Annotated in this window: 19 protein-coding genes; 12 read left to right on the forward strand and 7 right to left on the reverse strand. The window is 61.7% G+C overall.

Features of this window, described 5'->3' with window-relative positions; all coding sequences use genetic code 11:
- Nucleotides 1-85: 85 nt before the first annotated feature.
- The gene (locus tag SJY36_RS08240) at nucleotides 86-1,180 is read left to right on the forward strand and encodes a DUF6456 domain-containing protein (protein WP_386174209.1); all 1,095 of its coding nucleotides are present in this window, start codon (nucleotides 86-88) and stop codon (nucleotides 1,178-1,180) included.
- 114 nt (nucleotides 1,181-1,294) lie between these two features.
- Nucleotides 1,295-2,242: a lipoyl synthase gene (lipA, locus tag SJY36_RS08245; RefSeq protein ID WP_005853478.1), complete on the forward strand. Its 948-nt coding sequence runs from the start codon at nucleotides 1,295-1,297 to the stop codon at nucleotides 2,240-2,242.
- 138 nt (nucleotides 2,243-2,380) lie between these two features.
- On the opposite strand, the gene SJY36_RS08250 is transcribed toward lipA, so the two are convergent.
- Nucleotides 2,381-2,554 carry a hypothetical protein gene (locus SJY36_RS08250; RefSeq protein ID WP_184582110.1) on the reverse strand — a complete coding sequence of 58 codons (174 nt, stop codon included), beginning with the start codon at nucleotides 2,552-2,554 and terminating at the stop codon, nucleotides 2,381-2,383.
- The gene (hpt, locus tag SJY36_RS08255) at nucleotides 2,551-3,087 is read right to left on the reverse strand and encodes a hypoxanthine phosphoribosyltransferase (protein ID WP_005853480.1); all 537 of its coding nucleotides are present in this window, start codon (nucleotides 3,085-3,087) and stop codon (nucleotides 2,551-2,553) included. Before hpt ends, SJY36_RS08250 begins: the two co-directional genes overlap by 4 nt.
- 67 nt (nucleotides 3,088-3,154) lie before the next feature.
- Here hpt and SJY36_RS08260 point away from each other — a divergent pair, with 67 nt between their 5' ends.
- The gene (locus SJY36_RS08260; RefSeq protein ID WP_386174214.1) at nucleotides 3,155-3,610 is read left to right on the forward strand and encodes a type II toxin-antitoxin system RatA family toxin; all 456 of its coding nucleotides are present in this window, start codon (nucleotides 3,155-3,157) and stop codon (nucleotides 3,608-3,610) included.
- A gap of 52 nt (nucleotides 3,611-3,662) precedes the next feature.
- Here the strand turns inward: SJY36_RS08260 and SJY36_RS08265 are convergent, their stop codons facing one another.
- From SJY36_RS08265 to SJY36_RS08280, 4 genes are all read right to left on the reverse strand, one after another.
- Nucleotides 3,663-4,844 carry an ammonium transporter gene (locus tag SJY36_RS08265; RefSeq protein ID WP_386174217.1) on the reverse strand — a complete coding sequence of 394 codons (1,182 nt, stop codon included), beginning with the start codon at nucleotides 4,842-4,844 and terminating at the stop codon, nucleotides 3,663-3,665.
- A 160-nt stretch (nucleotides 4,845-5,004) separates the two neighbouring features.
- Nucleotides 5,005-5,472 carry a CinA family protein gene (locus tag SJY36_RS08270; protein WP_386174220.1) on the reverse strand — a complete coding sequence of 156 codons (468 nt, stop codon included), beginning with the start codon at nucleotides 5,470-5,472 and terminating at the stop codon, nucleotides 5,005-5,007.
- On the reverse strand, nucleotides 5,465-5,962 hold the full coding sequence (locus tag SJY36_RS08275) for a phosphatidylglycerophosphatase A (protein ID WP_005853484.1): 498 nt from the start codon (nucleotides 5,960-5,962) through the stop codon (nucleotides 5,465-5,467). The genes SJY36_RS08270 and SJY36_RS08275 overlap by 8 nt, the downstream gene beginning before the upstream one ends.
- Entirely contained in the window at nucleotides 5,959-7,101 is a 1,143-nt protein-coding gene (locus SJY36_RS08280; protein WP_386174223.1) for a bifunctional 2-C-methyl-D-erythritol 4-phosphate cytidylyltransferase/2-C-methyl-D-erythritol 2,4-cyclodiphosphate synthase, read from the reverse strand. The genes SJY36_RS08275 and SJY36_RS08280 overlap by 4 nt, the downstream gene beginning before the upstream one ends.
- 182 nt (nucleotides 7,102-7,283) lie before the next feature.
- On the opposite strand from SJY36_RS08280, the gene dusB reads away from it, so the two are divergent.
- From dusB to SJY36_RS08305, 5 genes are all read left to right on the forward strand, one after another.
- Entirely contained in the window at nucleotides 7,284-8,270 is a 987-nt protein-coding gene (gene dusB / locus SJY36_RS08285; RefSeq protein ID WP_009824588.1) for a tRNA dihydrouridine synthase DusB, read from the forward strand.
- Nucleotides 8,270-9,361, forward strand: coding sequence for a nitrogen regulation protein NR(II) (locus SJY36_RS08290; protein ID WP_005853487.1), 1,092 nt, complete (start codon nucleotides 8,270-8,272; stop codon nucleotides 9,359-9,361). Before dusB ends, SJY36_RS08290 begins: the two co-directional genes overlap by 1 nt.
- Nucleotides 9,362-9,363: 2 nt before the next feature.
- Nucleotides 9,364-10,737: a response regulator gene (locus tag SJY36_RS08295; protein ID WP_386174227.1), complete on the forward strand. Its 1,374-nt coding sequence runs from the start codon at nucleotides 9,364-9,366 to the stop codon at nucleotides 10,735-10,737.
- A 132-nt stretch (nucleotides 10,738-10,869) separates the two neighbouring features.
- Nucleotides 10,870-13,092, forward strand: a complete 2,223-nt coding sequence (locus SJY36_RS08300; RefSeq protein WP_386176476.1) for an ATP-binding protein — start codon at nucleotides 10,870-10,872, stop codon at nucleotides 13,090-13,092.
- Nucleotides 13,085-14,497 (forward strand): sigma-54 dependent transcriptional regulator, encoded by a 1,413-nt coding sequence (locus SJY36_RS08305; protein WP_037966344.1) that lies wholly within the window; start codon nucleotides 13,085-13,087, stop codon nucleotides 14,495-14,497. The genes SJY36_RS08300 and SJY36_RS08305 overlap by 8 nt, the downstream gene beginning before the upstream one ends.
- Nucleotides 14,498-14,506: 9 nt before the next feature.
- Here SJY36_RS08305 and SJY36_RS08310 read toward each other — a convergent pair whose 3' ends face one another.
- Nucleotides 14,507-14,977 carry a hypothetical protein gene (locus tag SJY36_RS08310; RefSeq protein WP_386174230.1) on the reverse strand — a complete coding sequence of 157 codons (471 nt, stop codon included), beginning with the start codon at nucleotides 14,975-14,977 and terminating at the stop codon, nucleotides 14,507-14,509.
- A 154-nt stretch (nucleotides 14,978-15,131) separates the two neighbouring features.
- Between SJY36_RS08310 and trkA the strand changes: the two genes are divergently transcribed.
- From trkA to hflX, 4 genes are all read left to right on the forward strand, one after another.
- The gene (gene trkA, locus SJY36_RS08315; protein WP_005853494.1) at nucleotides 15,132-16,508 is read left to right on the forward strand and encodes a Trk system potassium transporter TrkA; all 1,377 of its coding nucleotides are present in this window, start codon (nucleotides 15,132-15,134) and stop codon (nucleotides 16,506-16,508) included.
- A gap of 34 nt (nucleotides 16,509-16,542) precedes the next feature.
- Nucleotides 16,543-18,078 carry a TrkH family potassium uptake protein gene (locus tag SJY36_RS08320; protein ID WP_005853496.1) on the forward strand — a complete coding sequence of 512 codons (1,536 nt, stop codon included), beginning with the start codon at nucleotides 16,543-16,545 and terminating at the stop codon, nucleotides 18,076-18,078.
- Nucleotides 18,079-18,219: 141 nt separating this feature from the next.
- Nucleotides 18,220-18,459, forward strand: coding sequence for an RNA chaperone Hfq (hfq, locus tag SJY36_RS08325; RefSeq protein WP_005853497.1), 240 nt, complete (start codon nucleotides 18,220-18,222; stop codon nucleotides 18,457-18,459).
- Nucleotides 18,460-18,515: 56 nt separating this feature from the next.
- Nucleotides 18,516-19,754 (forward strand): GTPase HflX, encoded by a 1,239-nt coding sequence (gene hflX / locus SJY36_RS08330; protein ID WP_005853499.1) that lies wholly within the window; start codon nucleotides 18,516-18,518, stop codon nucleotides 19,752-19,754.
- Nucleotides 19,755-19,798: the final 44 nt, after the last annotated feature.

Genomic DNA, 19,798 nt, shown 5'->3' on the forward strand with positions numbered 1-19,798 from the left:
ATATTAACAAATCCATAACCAATTAACCTTTTGGTATTGTGGATAAGGCTGTGGATAACCGCGCCGCCTGAAGAAAGGAGACCGCATGACCCAAGTTTTGAATACGCCGCCGGACCGACGTGGATTGCCCGGATGGGTGCCGGATGCCGCGCGGCATTATGTGTCGCATGTGGAGATGGGCCAGCCGATCCGGGCGCTGGCGCGATCGGCTGAGTGTCACGCCTCTACCATCCTGCGCCAGATCCGGCGGCTGGAAACGCGGCGCGATGATCCGCTGGTGGACGACGCCCTTGATCTGCTGGGGCAGGTCAGCCGTTTTGAAACCCACCCCATGCAGGAGCCCGCCGCGATGAATGACACCTCACCCCCCATGATGCCCGATGATGAAACGCTGAAAAGCGAGGCGCAGCGCATTTTGCGGCGCTTGTGCGAAACCGGTGCGCTGCTGGCGGTCGCAGCCGAGATGGACAAAGCCGTTGTCGTGCGCAGTGGTCCGGATGGCGCACAGACGCGGACTGCCGTGGTGGACCGCTGTGTCGCGCAGGCGATGGCGCTTAACGGCTGGATCGCAACCGATGGCGAGGGGCGCGTCCTGCGCTATCACATCACCGCGGCCGGACGGCATGCGCTGGAAGAGATGCTGGGTCAGGGGGCACAGGACGGTTTTGCCGAAGCCCAAAGCAGCTTTGCTCCTGCGCCGCCGCTACCAGAGGGGGCGCGGCAGAAAACAGCGCGGCGCTTGCGCTACACTCTGGCAGAAAGCCCGTTGGCCGCGCTCGCGCGCAGACGCGACGCAAAAGGCGCGCCGTTCCTGTCCGACAGTCTCGTCCAAGCCGGAGAGCGCCTGCGCGAGGATTTTGAACTGGCGCAAATGGGCGAGACGGTGACGCAGAACTGGGACCGGTTTCTGGCACCGGGCGGGCAGGGCGACAGCGTCAGCTTTGAAGGCAGCGCACCTTCTGCAGCCCGGGCACGGGTGGGATCGGCGCTGGCGGATCTGGGACCGGGTCTGTCGGATATTGTGCTGCGGTGCTGCTGCTATCTGGAAGGGCTGGAAACCACGGAAAAGCGCCTTGGCTGGTCGGCGCGGTCGGGAAAGATCGTTCTGCGTATCGCCCTGATGCGGCTGCGCAAACACTATGCGGAAACGCTTGGCCCCGGGAGCGCGATGATCGGCTAGGCGGCGAATCCGGATCGGCGCGCACCGCATGGCTGCCCCGCAGATGACAACTGCCTCTTTCATGCGCCGCGCGAACCGACTACATAAGGGGCGTATTCCAAACGGAGCCTGATCATGCGAGACCTGAAAATCCCCGAGCAGCGCCACCCTGAAAAGGCCCGACGCCCCGACAATCCACAGCCGAAAAAGCCGTCGTGGATCCGGGTGAAGGCGCCGGGTGGCAAAGGCTATGCGGATACCGCAAAGATCATGCGCGAGAACAAGCTGGTGACTGTCTGCGAAGAAGCGGGCTGCCCGAATGTGGGCGAATGCTGGTCGCAGGGCCATGCCACCATGATGATCATGGGCGAGGTCTGTACCCGTGCCTGTACCTTCTGCAACATCGCAACAGGGCGCCCGCCGGAAGCGCTGGATATCTTTGAACCCGGGCGTGTGGCCGATGCGGTGTCCAAACTGGGGCTGAACCACGTGGTGATCACCAGCGTGGACCGCGACGACATCGAAGACGGCGGGGCAGAACATTTTGCCCAGACCATCCGCGCCGTCCGCAAACGGTCCCCGGGCACCACGATCGAGATCCTGACCCCCGATTTCATCCGCTGTGATCCCAAAGTGCTGGAAACCGTGGTCGAGGCGCGCCCGGATGTGTTTAACCACAATCTGGAAACAGTGCCCGGCCTCTACCCCGAGGTCCGCCCCGGGGCGCGGTATTTTCATTCGCTGCGTCTGTTGCAGCGGGTCAAAGAGCTTGACCCGACGATGTTTACCAAATCCGGCATCATGGTCGGTCTGGGCGAGGATCGTCAGTCCGTTATGCAGGTCATGGAAGACATGCGCGCGGCGGACATCGATTTTCTCACCATCGGGCAATATCTGCAGCCGACACCAAAGCACCACGCGGTGGACCGCTTTGTGCACCCCGATGAATTCGCCGCCTATGAAAAATCGGCCTATGGCAAGGGGTTCTTGATGGTCTCTGCGACGCCTCTGACGCGGTCGAGCTACCACGCAGGGGATGACTTTGCGCGGCTGCAGGCGGCGCGGTTGGCCAAGCTGGGGTAACTGCGAAGCATTGAGTTTGAGGGGTGCTGCCCCTCAAACTCACGCGATATAATTAGGGGCGCTGCCCCTCAAACTCACGGGGTACAATGAGGGGCGCTGCCCCTCAAACTCCCCGGGATTTACATCCATTTGGAAAGGTTAGAACGGGTTTTTGATCCGTTGGGTCGTGGCCCATTCGGGCCAGTAGCCAAAGTATTCTGCGGCAAAGATCAGCGCGCCGGCCAGGACCACAGCAAAGACGAATTTGACGCGGCCCGCCGATGGCGGGTGCTGCACCCACCGTTTCATCCGCATCAGCCAAGTGACGTTCATGTAAAACGGACCTTGCCGATAAAGGGCTGGTTGCGGTCGCGCTGTGCGAAATCGATGCCGTAGCCCACAACAAATTCATCCGGAATTTCAAACCCGATCCAATCGGCCTTCATGTCCACCTCGCGGCGGCTGGGTTTGTCGAGCAGGGCAATGGTTTTCAGCCGTGCGGGTTCGCGCGACATCAGCAGGTTGCGCACGTGATGCAGGGTGTGGCCCGTATCGACGATATCTTCGACGACCAGCACATCGCGCCCTTCTATTGCGCCGCGCAAGTCTTTGAGGATACGTACTTCTCTGCTGCTTTCCATGCCATCGCCGTAGCTGGAGGCCTCGAGGAAATCGACCTCGATCGGGAGGTCAAGCTCGCGCACCAGATCGGCGATAAACACGAAAGATCCGCGCAGCAGCCCCACCACTGTCAGCTTTTCGGTGCCGGCGAATTCGCTTTGGATTTCGCGGCAAAGGGTTTCGATCCGCGCGGCGATTGCCTTGGCCGAGATCATTTCATCGATGACATAAGGTCGCGTCGTCATGGGTTTTACCTTGAAAAAGGGGGAGATAGGATTTCATAAGGGCTAACTTCATGACAGATGGAAATCAATGCCTACCCATTCAGAGACCCGCGAACTGCCCTACACCGCCCAACAGATGTATGATCTGGTGGCCGATGTGGCGTCATACCCAGATTTCTTGCCCTGGACCGCCGCCGCGCGGATCAAAAGCCGTGAGGATAAGGGGGATCACGAGGTGATGGACGCCGATCTTGTCATCAGTTTCAAGGTGTTTCGCGAAAGTTTCACCAGCCGCGTGGTGTTGTGGCCAGAGGCCAAGAAGATCGACACCGAATATCTGGATGGCCCGTTCAAATACATGAAATCGAACTGGGCGTTCGAGGATAATGGCGACGGCAGCTGCAAGGTGCATTTCTTCGTCGATTTCGAATTCAAGAACGCGATTTTGCAAAAGATCATCGGCGTCGTCTTTAACGAGGCGATGCAGCGGGTGGTGCGGGCCTTTGAAAAACGCGCGGCCGCCCTCTATGGGGCCGGGGCCTAGAAAAAACAAAGGCCCCGATGCGGGGCCTTTGTGTGGGTCTGCGTTTTCCGGATCAGCTGCTTAGGTCATAGGCCCGTTCACCGTGGACGGACAGATCAAGCCCGTTGACCTCGACCTCTTTGCTGACACGCAGCGGGGTGATCGCCTTGCAGACCAGCACCAGCACGACGGTCACCACCGTGGTATAGACACCGACAATCGCCAGCGACCCCAGTTGTGCGGCCCAGGACCCCGCCCCGAGGGCCGCGATCATGATGGTGCCGAAGATACCACCCACGCCGTGAACCGCGAATACATCAAGCGTGTCGTCGATCTTGGCCTTGTTGCGGATCAAGACGACCGCTTCCTGGCACAAGATCCCGGCAACCGCGCCGATCAGCAGCGCCGCCCAAGGTCCGACGAAGCCCGACGCAGGGGTGATGGAGGCCAGCCCCGCGATGGTGCCTGTGACGATGCCGACCAGGGAGGCCTTGCCGAATTTGATCCGCTCCCACAGCGCCCAGGTGAGCGAGGCGGTGGCGGCAGAGATATGGGTCACCGTGATCGCCATCGCCGCACCTCCGTCTGCGGCCAGTTGCGAGCCGCCGTTAAAGCCGAACCAGCCGACCCAGAGCATCGCCGCCCCGATCATCACAAAGCCCGGGTTATGTGGCGGGGTATTGTGGTTGAGGCGTGGACCAAGGAAGACCGCGAGGATCAGCGCCGCGAGGCCGGCTGTTTCATGCACCACAATTCCGCCCGCGAAATCGCGCACGCCGACCTCGCCAAAGATGCCACCATCGGCCAGAAAACCGCCGCCCCAGACCCAATGCACCACGGGCGCGTAGCACAGCAGCATCCAGAGACCCGAGAAGAGCATTACAAAGCCAAAGCCGATACGCTCCACATAGGCACCGACGATCAGCGCAGGCGTGATCACTGCGAATGTCATCTGGAAGGCGAAGAACAGGATCTCGGGCAGGGTGCCTGACAGGCTGTCAGCAGTGACCCCCGACAGGCCGATCTTGCCCAAGCCGCCCCAGAGGCCCGATGCGTCGGGACCAAAGGCGATGGAGTATCCGGCGAAGAACCACAGCACGCTCATCAGACAGGCGACGCCGTAGGTATGCATGAAAACGCTCAGCACGTTGCGGCTGCGCACCAGCCCGCCATAGAAGAGCGCGAGCCCCGGTAATGTCATGAACAGGACCAAGGCCGTGGCGGTCATGATCCAGGCCGTATCAGCTGCGTTCATCTTGGTTTCCTCCCGAAAGGTTTTTGATTGCAGACGGGTGAAACGGATGTGCGCGCGTGACAAAAGTTAAAATGTGGGCAAAGCCGGTGATTAAACGAGCATTTCTACATTCGCCACATATTTAGGCAGCAATTTGGCCATGCCGCCTGTTTTGCGGGCGTTATGTAATCGCCTCAAAAATCAGCCCCAAGGCGAAATCGCGGGCAGCGCGGCGGACTTTATCGCGGCCCAATGCGCCGAACTCTTGCGTTTGGGTGGTGATACCGGACGCCGTGGCGAGGCCGAAACAGACGCGGCCTTCGGGCTTATGCTCTGACCCGCCAGGGCCTGCGATGCCGGTGATCGACACGGCGATCTGCGCGCCGGATCGTGCCAAGGCACCGCGCGCCATTTCAAGGGCGACCTGCTCGGATACCGCGCCGTGGGCGGTGAGTGTGTCTGGGCTGACGCCAAGCAGGTCGATCTTGGAGGCATTGGTATAGGTGACAAACCCACGGTCAAAGATCGCGGAGGATCCGGGGAGGTCCGTCAGGGCGGCGGCGACCATGCCGCCCGTGCAGCTTTCGGCGCAGGCGATCATGACCTCGCGCGCGCGGGCGCGGTCCAGAAGGGCGTGCAAATCAGGCAAAGAGATACACGTGATACAGCACGGCCAGTGCGATCACCCCCAGCAGGGCGAAAATGCCTGCAAAGATATCATCCAGCATCACGCCAAGCGCATCGCCGCGCCGGTCGGCCCAGCCGATGATCAGCGGCTTCCAGATGTCGAACAGACGGAACAGGGCAAAAGCCGCGATCCAGCCGGGCCACATCACAAGGATGTTCATATCCATCGTCCAGCTGGCATAGCTGAGCGGCAGCAGCGCGACCCATTGGCCCGCAACCTCGTCGATCACAATTTCAGACGGATCATGATCAGCGCTTCCGGCGGTCATGCGTGCGGTGGCCCACCAACCTGCAGCAAAGGTAAGCACGATGCCTGCGATCAACAGCGGCAGCCCCCCGATGACATGGAGCAGCCAGGCCCAGGGCAGCGCCACCAGCGACCCCCAGGTGCCCGAAGCAGGGCGGATGTAACCCACCCCCAGAACGGTCGCGATCAGCTTTGCCAAAGTCATAGTTTCACCAATGTTGCTGTGGCCATGCAGGCGATGCCTTCGCTGCGGCCGGTAAATCCCAAACGTTCCGAGGTCGTCGCCTTGACCGACACACGGCTTTCCTCAATGGACAGGATATCCGCCATCACGCGGCGCATCTCTGCGGCATGAGGCCCCACTTTGGGGTATTCGCAGATCAGCGTGCAATCGACATGGGTCAGGGTGAACCCTTCGCTGCGCGCCAGATCGGCGGCATGGCGCAGAAAGATATGGCTTTGCGCCCCTTTCCACTGCGGGTCGGACGGGGGGAAATGCTGGCCGATGTCGCCCATAGCCAGCGCGCCATAGATCGCATCGGTGACCGTATGCATACCGACATCGGCGTCGGAATGGCCGACCAGCCCCTGATCATGCAGGATATCAACGCCGCAAAGTGTGACATGATCCCCCGGACCGAAAGCATGTACATCAAACCCGTTGCCGGTGCGAATATCCATCGAAGACTCCAATATGCGAGCGGCGCGGGTCAAATCGCCCGGCACCGTGATTTTCAGGTTATCGACGCTGCCGGGGGTGATGGCAACCGCAACACCGGCGGCGCGGGCGACCTCTACATCATCGGCGGCGATGCCTTCAAAGGCGGCATGAGCGGCGCGGATGGTGGCGGCGTCAAAGCCTTGGGGGGTTTGTGCGGCATAAAGCGCGGTGCGGTCCTGCGTGCCTGCGACGGCTCCGTCTTCGGCCACCCAAAGCGCGTCGGTAACAGGTAGGCCGGGGGCGGCTGCGGCATCTGTGGCCAGCGCGTCGATCACACCGTCGATGATCTGCGGCGTGACACAGGGGCGGGCGGCATCATGGATCAGCACCAGATCCGCATCCCCCAGCAGCGCCAGACCGTTGCGCACCGATGCTGCACGATCCGCGCCCCCTTCGGCGACAAGACAGCCTTGCGCGGTGAACCCGTCCGCCTGCGCCATGTCACTGGCGTTCAATACGATGATGATCCGGTCCACCTGCGGATGCCGCTGGAAAGCCGCAAGCGTGTGGTCGATCACGCGTTTCCCGCACAGCGGCTGCCATTGTTTGGGCACGGCTCCGCCCGCACGGGTGCCCCGTCCGGCCGCCACGATGAGCGCTGCGATTTTCGGTCTCGACGCCATCGCGCGCCCCCTTTGATAAACTCGCCCCGTTCTAAGCCTGCAAAGCGGCCTGTGCAATCGCCCGCGCCCTATGCCTAAATTTTAGGCAACAGGTCAGTTTCTCACCAGCAAAAGCTTTTGGTTTGATTGAGTTTCGGCCCACCCCTCGGTAAACCAAAGGCAATTGCACAAGGATTAAGCGTTTGGATCTCTCGGATCTGCCCTTCAAACTCGACCCGCCCGTTTTGCTGGCTCCGATGGCGGGGATCACTGATCTGCCGTTCCGCACATTGGTGGCGTCTTTTGGCGCAGGGTTGGTGGTGTCAGAGATGGTTGCCAGCGTCGACATGATCAACGCCCGCCCCGGGACGCTGGAAAAGGCCGAACTGGGGCTTGGCGTCGAAGGCACTGCGGTACAGCTGGCAGGACGCGAGGCCGCCCCCATGGCCGAGGCCGCGCGGATGGTCGAAGGGCAGGGCGCGCGGGTGATCGACATCAATATGGGCTGCCCCGCCAAGAAGGTGACCCAAGGCTATTCCGGCTCTGCGCTGATGAAAACGCCCGACCACGCGCTTCGGCTGATCGAGGCGGTGGTGAACGCGGTGAACGTGCCCGTCACGCTCAAGACGCGGCTGGGGTGGGACGACAATATGCTGAACGCGCCACAGATCGCCGCGCGGGCCGAAGCGGCGGGGATCACGATGATCACCATCCACGGGCGCACGCGCTGCCAGTTCTATAAGGGCTCCGCCGATTGGGCCGCGATTGCGGGTGTCAAACAGGCGGTCTCTGTTCCCGTCATTGCCAATGGCGATATCATCAGCACCGATGCCGCGCGGCAGGCGCTGGCGCAGTCGGGGGCGGATGGTGTGATGATCGGGCGCGGTGCCCAAGGTAAACCGTGGCTGCTGGCTCAGGTGGCCCATGATCTGTTCGGCGCGCCCGCACCGGTCATCCCGCAGGGCGCCGATTTCGCGCGCATGGTGTCCGACCACTACGAGGCGATCATCCGGTTCTATGGCGAGGTGATCGGCCTGCGCGTCGCGCGCAAACATCTGGGGTGGTACATGGACACCAGCAACACCCCCGCTGATCTGCGCCGCGCGGTACTGACCGCTGCCAGCCCCGCCGAGGTGCACCGTCTTATCCCGTCCGCCTGTCTGCCGGACCACCAGTTGGAGGCCGCTTGATGTCGCTGGATACTGTTTTCGCATCGCTGCCCGTGCCCGCCATTCTGATCGATACAGACGACACGATCGCCGAGCTGAACTCGGAAGCCGAAGGGTTTCTGAACGCCTCTGCAAAATCCGTGCGCGGTGTGCCGGTGTGGGACATGATTGCCGTCGATGCCCCGCTGGAAGAGGCGTTCACCCGCGCCCGCGACAATGGCACGCCCTTGTTCGTCAACGATGTGGATGTCGGCAGCGGCCAACGCCCGCCGGTGCAATGTGCGTTGCACTTCGCGCCGCTGATCGATGCGGCGGGGCAGATGATCCTGATGATCACCCCCCGCGAGATGGCCGGTCGGATGACGCAGAATAATTCAGTCAAATCCGCCGCCAAATCCGCCATCGGCATGGCCGAGATGCTCGCCCATGAGATCAAGAACCCGCTGGCAGGAATTACGGGCGCCGCGCAACTGCTCAGCATGAATCTCAGCACCGAGGATCTGGAGCTGACAGACCTGATCGTCGCGGAATCGCGCCGGATCGTGAAGCTGCTGGAACAGGTCGAACAATTCGGCAACCTGATGCCGCCGGAACGCAAGGCGGTGAACCTGCATGACGCGCTGGACCGCGCGCGCCGGTCTGCGCTGCTGGGGTTTGGCGCGCGCATGAAGATCATCGAGGATTACGACCCCTCGCTGCCGCCGGCCTTGGGCGACAAGGACCAGCTGTTGCAAGTGGTGCTGAACCTGATCAAGAACGCGTCAGAGGCGGCGGGCCCCTCGGGCGGGACGATCCGGTTGCACAGCTATTATGAACATTCATTCCGCATGCGCCGATCCGACGGCACGGCGCAATCGTTGCCCTTGCAGATCGAAGTCATCGACGACGGCCCCGGTCTACCAGAGGCGATCCGCGCTGACGTGTTCGAACCCTTCGTATCCGGGCGCGAGAACGGCACCGGGCTGGGGCTGGCGCTGGTGAGCAAGATCATTTCCGACCACGGCGGCTGGATCACGGTGGAGTCTGTGCCCGGCAAGACCGTGTTCCGCATCTCACTGCCGCGGGCCGATAAGACCCAAATTGAAAATACCGCTTCCGATCAGGAGAATTAACGATGGATGGCACCGTTCTGGTCGCTGATGACGACCGCACAATCCGCACCGTTCTGACACAGGCACTGACCCGCGCGGGCTGCAAGGTGCACGCGACATCCAGCCTGACCACCCTGATGCGTTGGGTGGGCGAGGGCAAAGGTGACGTTGTGATCTCGGATGTGGTGATGCCCGACGGCAATGGGCTCGAGATGCTGCCCAAGATCGCGCAGGACCGACCCGGTTTGCCCGTCATCGTGATCTCGGCGCAGAACACGATCATGACCGCGATCAAGGCGGCAGAGGCGGAGGCATATGACTACCTGCCCAAGCCTTTCGACCTGCCTGACCTGATGAAACGCACCGCCCGCGCGCTAGAGCGCAGCGGGCCGGCGCGCCGTCCGGCGCAGACCAGCTCTGACAGCGATGGGGACCGCGATGATCTGCCGCTGGTGGGGCGCACGCCGGTAATGCAAGCGCTCTACCGCGTGGTGGCGCGGGTGATGAACACGGATCTGCCGGTGTTGATCTGGGGCAAATCCGGCACGGGCAAATCGCTGATCGGCAAGGCGATCCACGATTTTTCGGACCGGCGGAACCTGCCCTTTGTCACCGTCACCTCGGCCGAATTGCAAGACCTTGAAGGCCCGACACGTGTCTTGGCGAGGGTCCGCGGCGGGACGCTGCTGATTGACGAGATCGGTGATTTCTCGGAAGAGATTCAGGCCCGTATCGCCCGCATGATGGACACCCCCGGTGAACATGCGCCGCGCTTCCTTGCCACCAGCCAATCGGATCTGGCCGCCGCGATGAAGGCGGGGACCCTGCGGCGCGATCTGTATTATCGTCTCTCGGGGGCGACGCTGCATGTGCCCGCGCTGCGCGACCGCGTGGATGATATTGCCTTGCTTGCCGCGCATTTCCTTGAACGGTCCGAAACCGGCAATACCGCGCCGCGCGCCCTGTCCGAAGGGGCGGCGAAAGTCTTTGCCAACTATCAATGGCCCGGCAATGTGCGACAGTTGGAACATGCAATGCGGCAGTTGGCGCTGACCAGCCGCGCGCCCGAAATCACTCAATCCGAGGCAGAGCATGTGCTGGGGGCGCAACCCGACCCCGAACCGCTGCGCGCGCAGGCCAATACCGAAAAGCTTGGCGCGTCGGTCGAACGTCACCTACAGCGATACTTTGACCAGCACGGATCCATGCTGCCGCCCCCCGGGCTATACGCCCGTATCCTGCGCGAGATCGAAGCCCCGTTGATCGAGATCGCCCTTGCCGCAACCGCTGGTAATCAGGCGAAATGTGCAGACCTTCTGGGAATCAACCGCAATACGCTGAGAAAAAAGATCACGGACCTCGATATTGAGGTGACACGCGGTCGAAAAATGATGTAAAAGCGCCACATAACCGTGGCCATCTAGCCTCAACGCCGGATCAGGACCACAAAAATGGGCGGTTGATGCATAGGTGCATCACATCATCGGTGAGGATAGCGGGTGCTTACCCGGTCACGCAGCTATTATCTTATGCGGCTTGAGCGCCTGCGCCGGATCAGGCGCGTGCGCAATCTGGCGACCTTGGGGCTTGTGGTTCTGGGGCCGGTGCTGGCGCTTGTCACCTATCTGGTGCTCGGCCCGCTTGAACAGGGCGGAAACACCCCCAGCCTGCGCATCATTCTGCTGATCGATCTGGTCTACATCCTGCTCGTCGCCGCCCTTGTGCTGAGCGAGGTCGCGCGGCTGGTGGCGGCGCGGCGGGCGAAGTCGGCGGGTTCCCGGTTGCACCTGCGTCTGACGGGGGTGTTCGCGCTGATGGCGCTGATCCCGACGGTGAGTGTTGCGATCTTCGCGGGGCTGACGATCAACGTCGGGCTTGAAGGCTGGTTCTCGGATCGGGTGCGGTCCGTGGTGGGCAATTCGCTGGCCGCCGCCGAAGCCTATGAGAACGAGCAAAGCGACGATCTGCGCGAAGATGCCATCGCCTTGGCCCGCGCGATTGATCAAGCGCGCACGCAGGGCGTTGATGTGCCGGACACCCAGCTTTTGGCGGACGGGCAACGCCTGATCCAGCGCGGCTTGCGCGAGGCCTATATGATCGACGGCACCGGCCAGATCCGCGCGCGCGGCGACCGGTCCTATCTGTTCGATTTCGAAGAACCGACACCCGAACAGATCCGCGAGGCACAAGAGCTCGACGGCGCGCCGCTGGTGATCGAGGATTGGGACAACAACGAATTCCGCGCGCTGGTGCTGATGGAAGCCTTTGTCGATCGCTATCTTTACGTCAGCCGCGATGTGGACGGAAAAATCCTGTCGCTGCTGGACGACACCAAGGAAACGGTGCGGCTGTACCAACAGCTTGAAAACGAGCGCGGCAAGCTGCTGTTCGAATTCGGGCTGCTTTATGTAGGCTTTGCGGTGATCCTGATTCTCGCAGCGGTCTGGCTGGGGCTGTGGTTTGCCGAACGTCTGTCAGGGCCGGTGGGTCGCCTAACCGGCGCGGCGCAGCAGGTCGGTGCCGGTGATCTTGAGGTTCAGGTCCGCGAGGAAGAGGGCGATGACGAGATCGCCATGCTTGGCCGCTACTTCAACCAGATGACCAAACAGTTGAAAGGCCAGCGCGAGACGTTGCTGGATAACACCCGTCAGATCGAACGCCGTCGCCGCCTGTTCGATTCGGTGCTTAGCTCCGTCACCTCGGGCGTCGTGGGGCTGGACCCCGAAGGGCGGGTGACCTTCGTCAACCGCTCTGCCGCGCGGCTGCTGGACTGGAGCGAGGACCAGCAATCGCTGGCGCTCTCTGTCGCGGTGCCGGAGTTCGGCCCGTTGTTCAATACGGTCGTCAAAGGGCAGAACGAGGTCGCGCAGGGCGAGATCAAGGTTTCGCGTCAGGGGCAGATGGAAAATCTGCTGGTGCGCGTCGCCACACGGCGCAGCGAAGACGGGCGGCTAGAGGGCTATGTTGTCGCCTTTGACGATGTGACCGATCTGGTGAGCGCGCAGCGCATGGCCGCATGGGGCGACGTGGCGCGGCGCATTGCCCACGAGATCAAGAACCCTCTCACCCCGATCCAGCTGAGCGCCGAGCGGATCAAACGCAAGTTCGGCCCCAAGCTGCCCGACGACGCCGCAAGCCTTGACCAGATGACCGGCGTGATCATCCGTCAGACCGGCGACCTGCGCCGTATCGTCGATGAATTCTCCAAGTTCGCGCGCATGCCAGAGCCTGAGACCTCTGTGCAGAATGTCGTTCAGGTGTTGCAGGATGCGGTCGTGTTGCAGCAGTCGGGCCAGCCCGACGTGACCATCAGCGCCAATCTGCCGACACAAGAGATACTGGCGCGCGTGGACCAGACAATGCTGTCGCAAGCCTTAACAAATCTGATTAAGAACGCGGGCGAAGCCATTGAAAGCCGTAAGCAAAATGACCCCGAGGCCGATATAGACCCGCGCATCGAGGTGCAGTTGACCACAACCCAAACGGCGCTACAAATCAGCATAGCGGATAATGGTATCGGATTGCCGGAAGACCGCGCGCGACTGTTCGAGCCATATGTCACCACCCGATCCGAAGGGACTGGCCTTGGCCTGCCCATCGTGAAAAAGATCATCGAAGAACACGGCGGGACGTTGTCGTTGGAAAACGCGCCGGTCTTCGCGGGCGAAACACATTTCGGCGCAATGGCGGTGATCACGCTACCCCTTGCTGCCCCCACCGGAACCCCAGAACTGGAGACCCATAATGAGTGACATCCTGATCGTTGACGACGAACGCGACATCCGCGAGTTGATTTCGGACATTCTGGAAGACGAGGGCTTTGTCACGCGGTTGGCCGGCAATTCGGACGAGGCGATCTCGGCCATCAACGCGGAACCGCCGGCGCTGATGATCCTTGATATCTGGTTGAAAGACAGCCGGATGGACGGGATCGACATTCTGAAAACGGTAAAGCGGGACAATCCGGATGTGCCTGTTGTCATCATCTCGGGGCATGGGAACATCGAAATCGCGGTCGCGGCGATCAAGCAGGGTGCCTATGACTTCATCGAAAAACCCTTTAATATCGACCAGTTGATGGTGGTGATCCGCCGCGCGATGGAAACCTCGCGCCTGCGTCGCGAGAACCACAGCCTCAAACGGCGCGAGGTCGCCAGCACCGATATGATCGGCAGCTCGACCGCCTTCAAAACGCTGATGGGGCAGCTTGACAAGGTCACGAAATCGAACGGTCGGGTGATGCTGCGCGGCCCTGCGGGGGCGGGCAAAGAGATCGCCGCGCGCTATATCCATGCCAATTCCAACCGGGCCTCGGCCCCCTTCGTAACGGTCAACTGCGCCAGCGTGGCACCGGACCGCATGGAAGAAGTGTTGTTTGGCCGCGAAACCCCTGACCGTGGGGTAGAGCCCGGCCTGCTGGAACAGGCGCATGGCGGGGTGATCTTCTTTGACGAGGTGGCTGATCTGCCGCTGGGGACACAATCGAAAATCCTCCGTGTACTGGTGGACCAGCAATTCACCCGCGTCGGGGGCAACGACAAGGTGCGTGTGGATCTGCGCGTGATATCCAGCACAAACAAAGACTTGGACGCCGCGATTAAAGCGGACACCTTCCGGCAGGAACTATTTCACCGGCTCAACGTCGTGCCGATCTCTGTCCCGTCGCTAGAGGACCGCCGCGAGGATATCCCCGTCTTGGCGCGCCACTTTATCGCGGACTTCAACGCCTCGCAGGGGTTGCCGCTGCGCGAATTCTCGGGCGATGCAGAGGCGTTGTTGCAGACGATGGTCTGGCCGGGCAACGTGCGGCAGCTCAAGAACCTGGTGGAACGTGTGCTGATCCTTGGCGACGGCACCGGCCCGATCGAAGCGCGCGAGCTGCCGGGCGAGGAAGAAACCACCGACGAAGAGGGCCGCGTGGTGCTGTCCGGTGCCTTGGCGACCTTGCCCCTGCGCGAGGCCCGCGAGGCGTTTGAACGCGAATACCTGCTGACCCAGATCAACCGCTTCGGCGGCAACATCAGCCGCACCGCGAATTTCGTCGGCATGGAACGGTCGGCGCTGCACCGGAAGCTCAAAAGTCTCGGGGTGGTGACCTCGGCCAAGTCGGGCACGCGTGTGGCGCATGTGGATGATGACGGGGCAGCCGATAGCTGACCCCGTTCGCTACCCCCGCGTCACGATCTGGAAACTACCATCGTCATTGCGGATCACGCAGGCGTTTTCAGTCAGCGCGGGCAGGGCGGTCGTGCGCCCCTGCGGCGCGGCCTTGGCGATGCCGGCGGGGCATTGCGGGATCGACACCGGCGCAAAGCCGGCATCGGCCATACATTGCGTTTCAACCCTTTTGCGCAGATCGGCATTGGGATCGACCGTATAGGTCTGCCCGGGCTCGAAATATCCCGCACGAGAAGTGCAACGGCCGTCGGACCGGCAGACGCGGCGCGGCGGGATGAAACGGGGCGGGGTGCGCACGGTTTGAAGCGTCACGGGCACTTGCGCCAAGGCATCGACCTGACATTGCGTGGTCTGCCGTTCGACCATCGCGACAGTGGCACCGGGTTTGTAGTAGGTGTTCAACGGTGCGCAGGCTGCCAGTGCCACGCCACCCCAGATGATCAATGCCGTTTTCCGCATATACGTCCCCCGTCTTGCTATGGAAGCAAGTCTGACATTTGAATTGACCCTTGCATAGCCATCTGTCATTCAAATCACTGGCATATCACGGGTCACGCGGGCACGCCCCAGCTGGTGACGCAAGGCAAGGCTTCACGCCAAAGGAACCCCATTTATGAAAGTGATCATTTGCGGCGCAGGGCAGGTCGGGTGGCAGATTGCCCGCCATCTTTCGGGCGAACGCAACGACGTCACAATCGTTGACAGCAACGCCGATCTGGTGCGCCGCGCCACCGATACGCTGGATGTGCAAGGGATCGCCGGCTTTGCAAGCTACCCCGACGTGCTGGACCGCGCCGGTGCCCGCGATGCCGAGATGATCATTGCCGCCACCCATTCGGACGAGGTGAACATGGTCACCTGTCAGGTGGCCCACTCGGTCTTTGGCATCAACCGCAAGATCGCGCGGCTGCGCAGCCAATCCTATCTGACGGCAATCTATTCCGATCTTTATCGTCGCGATCACATGCCGATCGACGTTGTGATCTCGCCTGAGAAAGAGGTGGCGAATGCGGCGTTGCAGCGGCTTTCGGCCCCGGCGGCCTTTGATACAGAGACGTTCATGGACGGGATGGCCCATCTGATCGGCATCCAGATCGACGAAGACTGCCCGGTCGTGAACACGCCGCTGCGACAGTTGACCGATCTATTCTCGACGCTGCGCGCTGTTGTCGTCGGGGTGCGCCGCGACGGGACGCTGTTTGCGCCGGAATCCAAGGACCAGCTGTTTGTTGGTGACGCCTGCTATGTCTTTTGCCACCGCGATGACATCCCCCGCACGCTCGAGATTTTTGGCAAGACCACCAGCAAGCTTGAACGTGTCGTGCTTGTGGGCGGGGGGAATGTCGGGCTGGCCGTGGCCCAGAACCTCGAGGCGCGCGGCAAGCGGGTGCGCACCAAGATGATCGAGAAGAACCGCCGCATCGCGGAACGCGCCGCCGAGGCGTTGGAGCGGACGATCGTGCTCAACGGTGACGGGCTGGACGCGTCCTTGCTGGCCGAAGCGGGCATTGGCCGCGCCGATGCGATGATGGCGATCACCGATGACGACAAGACCAATATGCTGGCCTGCGTGCGCGCCAAATCCGAAGGCTGCCCCTATGTCATAGCGCTGATCAATGACCCCACGCTGGTCCCGCTGATGGAGCCCTTGGGCATCGACGCCTATATCAACCCGCGTTCCACCACCGTCAGCTCTATCCTGCGGCACATCCGTCACGGGCGGGTGCGGTCGGTCTATTCCATCGGCGACGCCGAGGCAGAGGTGATCGAGGCCGAGGTGCTGTCGACCTCTCCGATTGCGGGCAAACGCGTGTCCGACATTGATTTCCCCGAAGGGGCATTGATGGGCATGGTTCGCAAGGGGGACGAGGTCATGCGCCCCCTAGGCACCACACGCATCGAAGAAGGTGACGTCATCGCTGTGTTCTGTCTGGCCAAAGACGTGCCGCAGGTCGAACAGCTGATGCAGGTCTCCATCGACTTTTTCTGATGGTGCCTGCGTCCAAATTACCGGAGCGCCGCACGTGAGACGCAAATCCTATATCCGCCGCGAGATCCTTGAACTGCCGCTGTTCTTGCTGATTTTCGGTGTGTTCAGCGCCTCGACAATCTTTCCGGCAATCTTTGCGCTGACCACCCAAGACCATCTGGCATCGCGGGCGTTTTTCTATTCGGGGCTGCTGGGGGTGATTATCTTTACCCTGATTGCGGTCGCCCATGCCGGACGGCGCGCGCGGCACGGGGCTTTGGGGCCGTTGATGTCGCTGTTTTCCAGCTTTGTCTTTTTGCCCGCGCTGCTGGCGATCCCGTTTCTTGAGGCCCTGCCGACCACGCGGTTCCTGCACGCCTATTTCGATATGGTCAGCGCGATCACCACGACCGGCGCGACGCTGTTCGATGATCCCGGGCGGATCAGTGACACGCTACATCTGTGGCGCGCGCAGGTCGCTTGGATGGGCGGCCTGCTGATGTGGATCGCGGCCTCGGCCATTCTGGCCCCCTTGCACCTTGGCGGATTCGAGGTGACCTCGCAGGCCGAACCCGGCAACCCGGACGAACGCCGCAGCAATATGGGCCAGATCGACCCGCGCCAACGGTTGCTCAGGTCGGCGGCGGCGCTGACGCCGACCTATCTGGCGCTAACGCTGATGCTGTGGCTGCTGCTGCTGGCCAACGGAGATCGATCGCTGGTCGCGCTGTGCCATGCGATGTCGGTGCTGGCGACCTCGGGCATCTCGCCACTTGGGGGGACGCATGACACCGGTGTCGGCTTTGGGGCCGAGGCGATGATGATGCTGTTCATGCTGTTCGCGCTGTCGCGGCTGACCTTTTCCAAAGACACGGTAACGGCGACGCAAGGGGGGCTTTTTACCGATCCGGAGTTCCGCATGGGGCTGGCGCTGATCCTCGGCGTGCCTGTGGTGCTGTTCGTGCGTCATTTCCTTGGCGCTTTCGATGTAGATGCCAGCGCCGAAGCGCTTGAGACCGGCAGCGCCTTCTGGGGGGCCATGTTCACGGTCACCTCCTTTCTGACCACCACCGGATTTGTCAGCGCGTCCTGGGCCGAAGCCCAAAGCTGGTCGGGGCTCGAGACACCAGGGCTTATCCTCATGGGGCTGGCGCTGATCGGTGGCGGGGTGGCGACCACGGCGGGCGGGGTCAAGCTGCTGCGGGTCTTTGCACTGTATCGCAACGGCGTCCGCGAGATGGAACGGCTGGTCCATCCACACTCTGTCTCGGGAGCGGGTCAAGCGGGGCGGCGGCTGCAAAGCAACGGGGCGTTCATCGCCTGGATCTTCTTTATGCTGTTCGCGCTGTCGCTGGCGGGGGTGACCCTGCTGCTGACCTTCGTCGGCGCGCCCTTTGCCGATGCGCTGGTGATGTCGGTGGCCACACTGGCGACAACCGGCCCGTTGATGGAGTTTGCCGCCGATGCCCCCATCGCGTTGATCCAGCTCGGCGACGGGGCCAAGATGATCCTATGTGCGGCAATGGTGCTGGGGCGGCTGGAAACTTTGGCGATTATTGCGCTGCTCACCCCTGATCTGTGGCGCGCGTGACACGGGATGCGGCTTTGCGCGCAACAGTTCTGACATTTTGGGGTGGAAACTCTGTGCGCGGGTCTTCATAGTCTTCCGAAGGGGTAAACCGATCCGCGGTTGCCAGCAAGAACAACAGCAAGAATAAGAGCGAGACCAACAATGGCGGCTGACCGACAAAACCTGCAAGACGCATTCCTGAACCATGTGCGCAAGACAAAGGTGCCGGTAACGATTTTCCTGATCAACGGTGTGAAGCTGCAAGGCGTCATCACATGGTTTGACAATTTCTGTGTTCTTCTGCGCCGTGATGGCCAATCGCAGCTTGTGTACAAACATGCGATTTCCACGATCATGCCAAGCACGCCGATCTCGCTATACGAGGGTGAAGACGCTAATTGAGCCGTCCTCCGTTTCAAATTGATGACACCGCAGGCCCGAAGCGTACCCGGGCTTGGGTGATTCACCCTGACATCAAGTCAGACAATGACCGCCGCATCGCGGAGCCCGCCTTGGCGGAAGCCGTTGCATTGGCCCGTGCCCTCCCGCATCTGGACGTGGAAGGGGCCAATATCGTGCCCCTGCGCACCGTCAGTGCGGGGATGCTGTTCGGCTCTGGCAAGATCGAGGAGCTTCGGCTTGTCTTTGAAGAGGCCGAGGTTGAACTGGTGCTGGTCGATGGACCAGTGACACCGGTCCAGCAGCGCAACCTTGAAAAAGCATGGGGCGTCAAACTGCTTGACCGTACCGGTCTGATCCTCGAGATTTTCAGCGACCGCGCCGCCACCCGCGAAGGGGTGCTACAGGTCGAAATGGCTGCGCTGAACTACCAGCGCACGCGTCTGGTCCGTGCCTGGACCCACCTTGAACGTCAAAGGGGTGGATTGGGCTTTGTCGGGGGCCCCGGCGAAACCCAGATTGAATCGGACCGCCGCGCCATTGACGAACAGCTGGTGCGCTTGCGCCGGCAGTTGGACAAGGTCGTCAAGACTCGCGCCTTGCACCGCGCCGCGCGTGCCAAGGTACCGTTCCCCATCGTGGCGCTGGTGGGCTATACCAACGCAGGCAAATCGACGTTGTTCAACAGGATGACCGGCGCCGATGTTATGGCGAAAGACATGTTGTTTGCGACGCTGGACCCGACCATGCGCAGCCTTGTGCTACCCGACGGGCCAGAGATCATTCTAAGCGACACCGTGGGCTTCATCTCTGACCTGCCGACTGAACTGGTCGCCGCGTTCCGCGCGACACTAGAAGAGGTTCTGGCCGCCGATATCATCTGCCACGTGCGCGATATCTCTCATGCAGAGACGGAAAGTCAGGCACGCAATGTGCGCGATATCCTGACATCCTTGGGCGTGCCCAAGGATACGCGCAGCTTCGAGGTCTGGAACAAACTCGACCAGTTGGATGACGACCGTGCCGCCGCCGTACGCGCCCGTGCTCAGCGCGACGACAGTGTTCTTGCCATCTCTGCCATCACGGGTGAGGGGTTGGACGAGTTGCAAGCGGTCATCGCCGAAGCGCTGCAAGGTGCGGTGCGTGAAGCCGAGCTGACGCTGGCCTTTGCCGACGGCAAGAAACGCGCCTGGCTGTTCGAACAGGACGTCGTGATCGAGGAAACCCAAACCGAGGACGGGTTTAATCTGGTCGTGCGTTGGTCGGCACAGCAAGAAGCGCAATACCAGCGGCTGTAAGGCCGGCGGCTTTCGGGACCATTCGAATGAGACAAAAAACGCCC

Origin of the sequence: Sulfitobacter sp. R86518, from assembly GCF_042466275.1 — a bacterium.
Taxonomy (GTDB): Bacteria; Pseudomonadota; Alphaproteobacteria; order Rhodobacterales; family Rhodobacteraceae; genus Sulfitobacter; species Sulfitobacter pontiacus.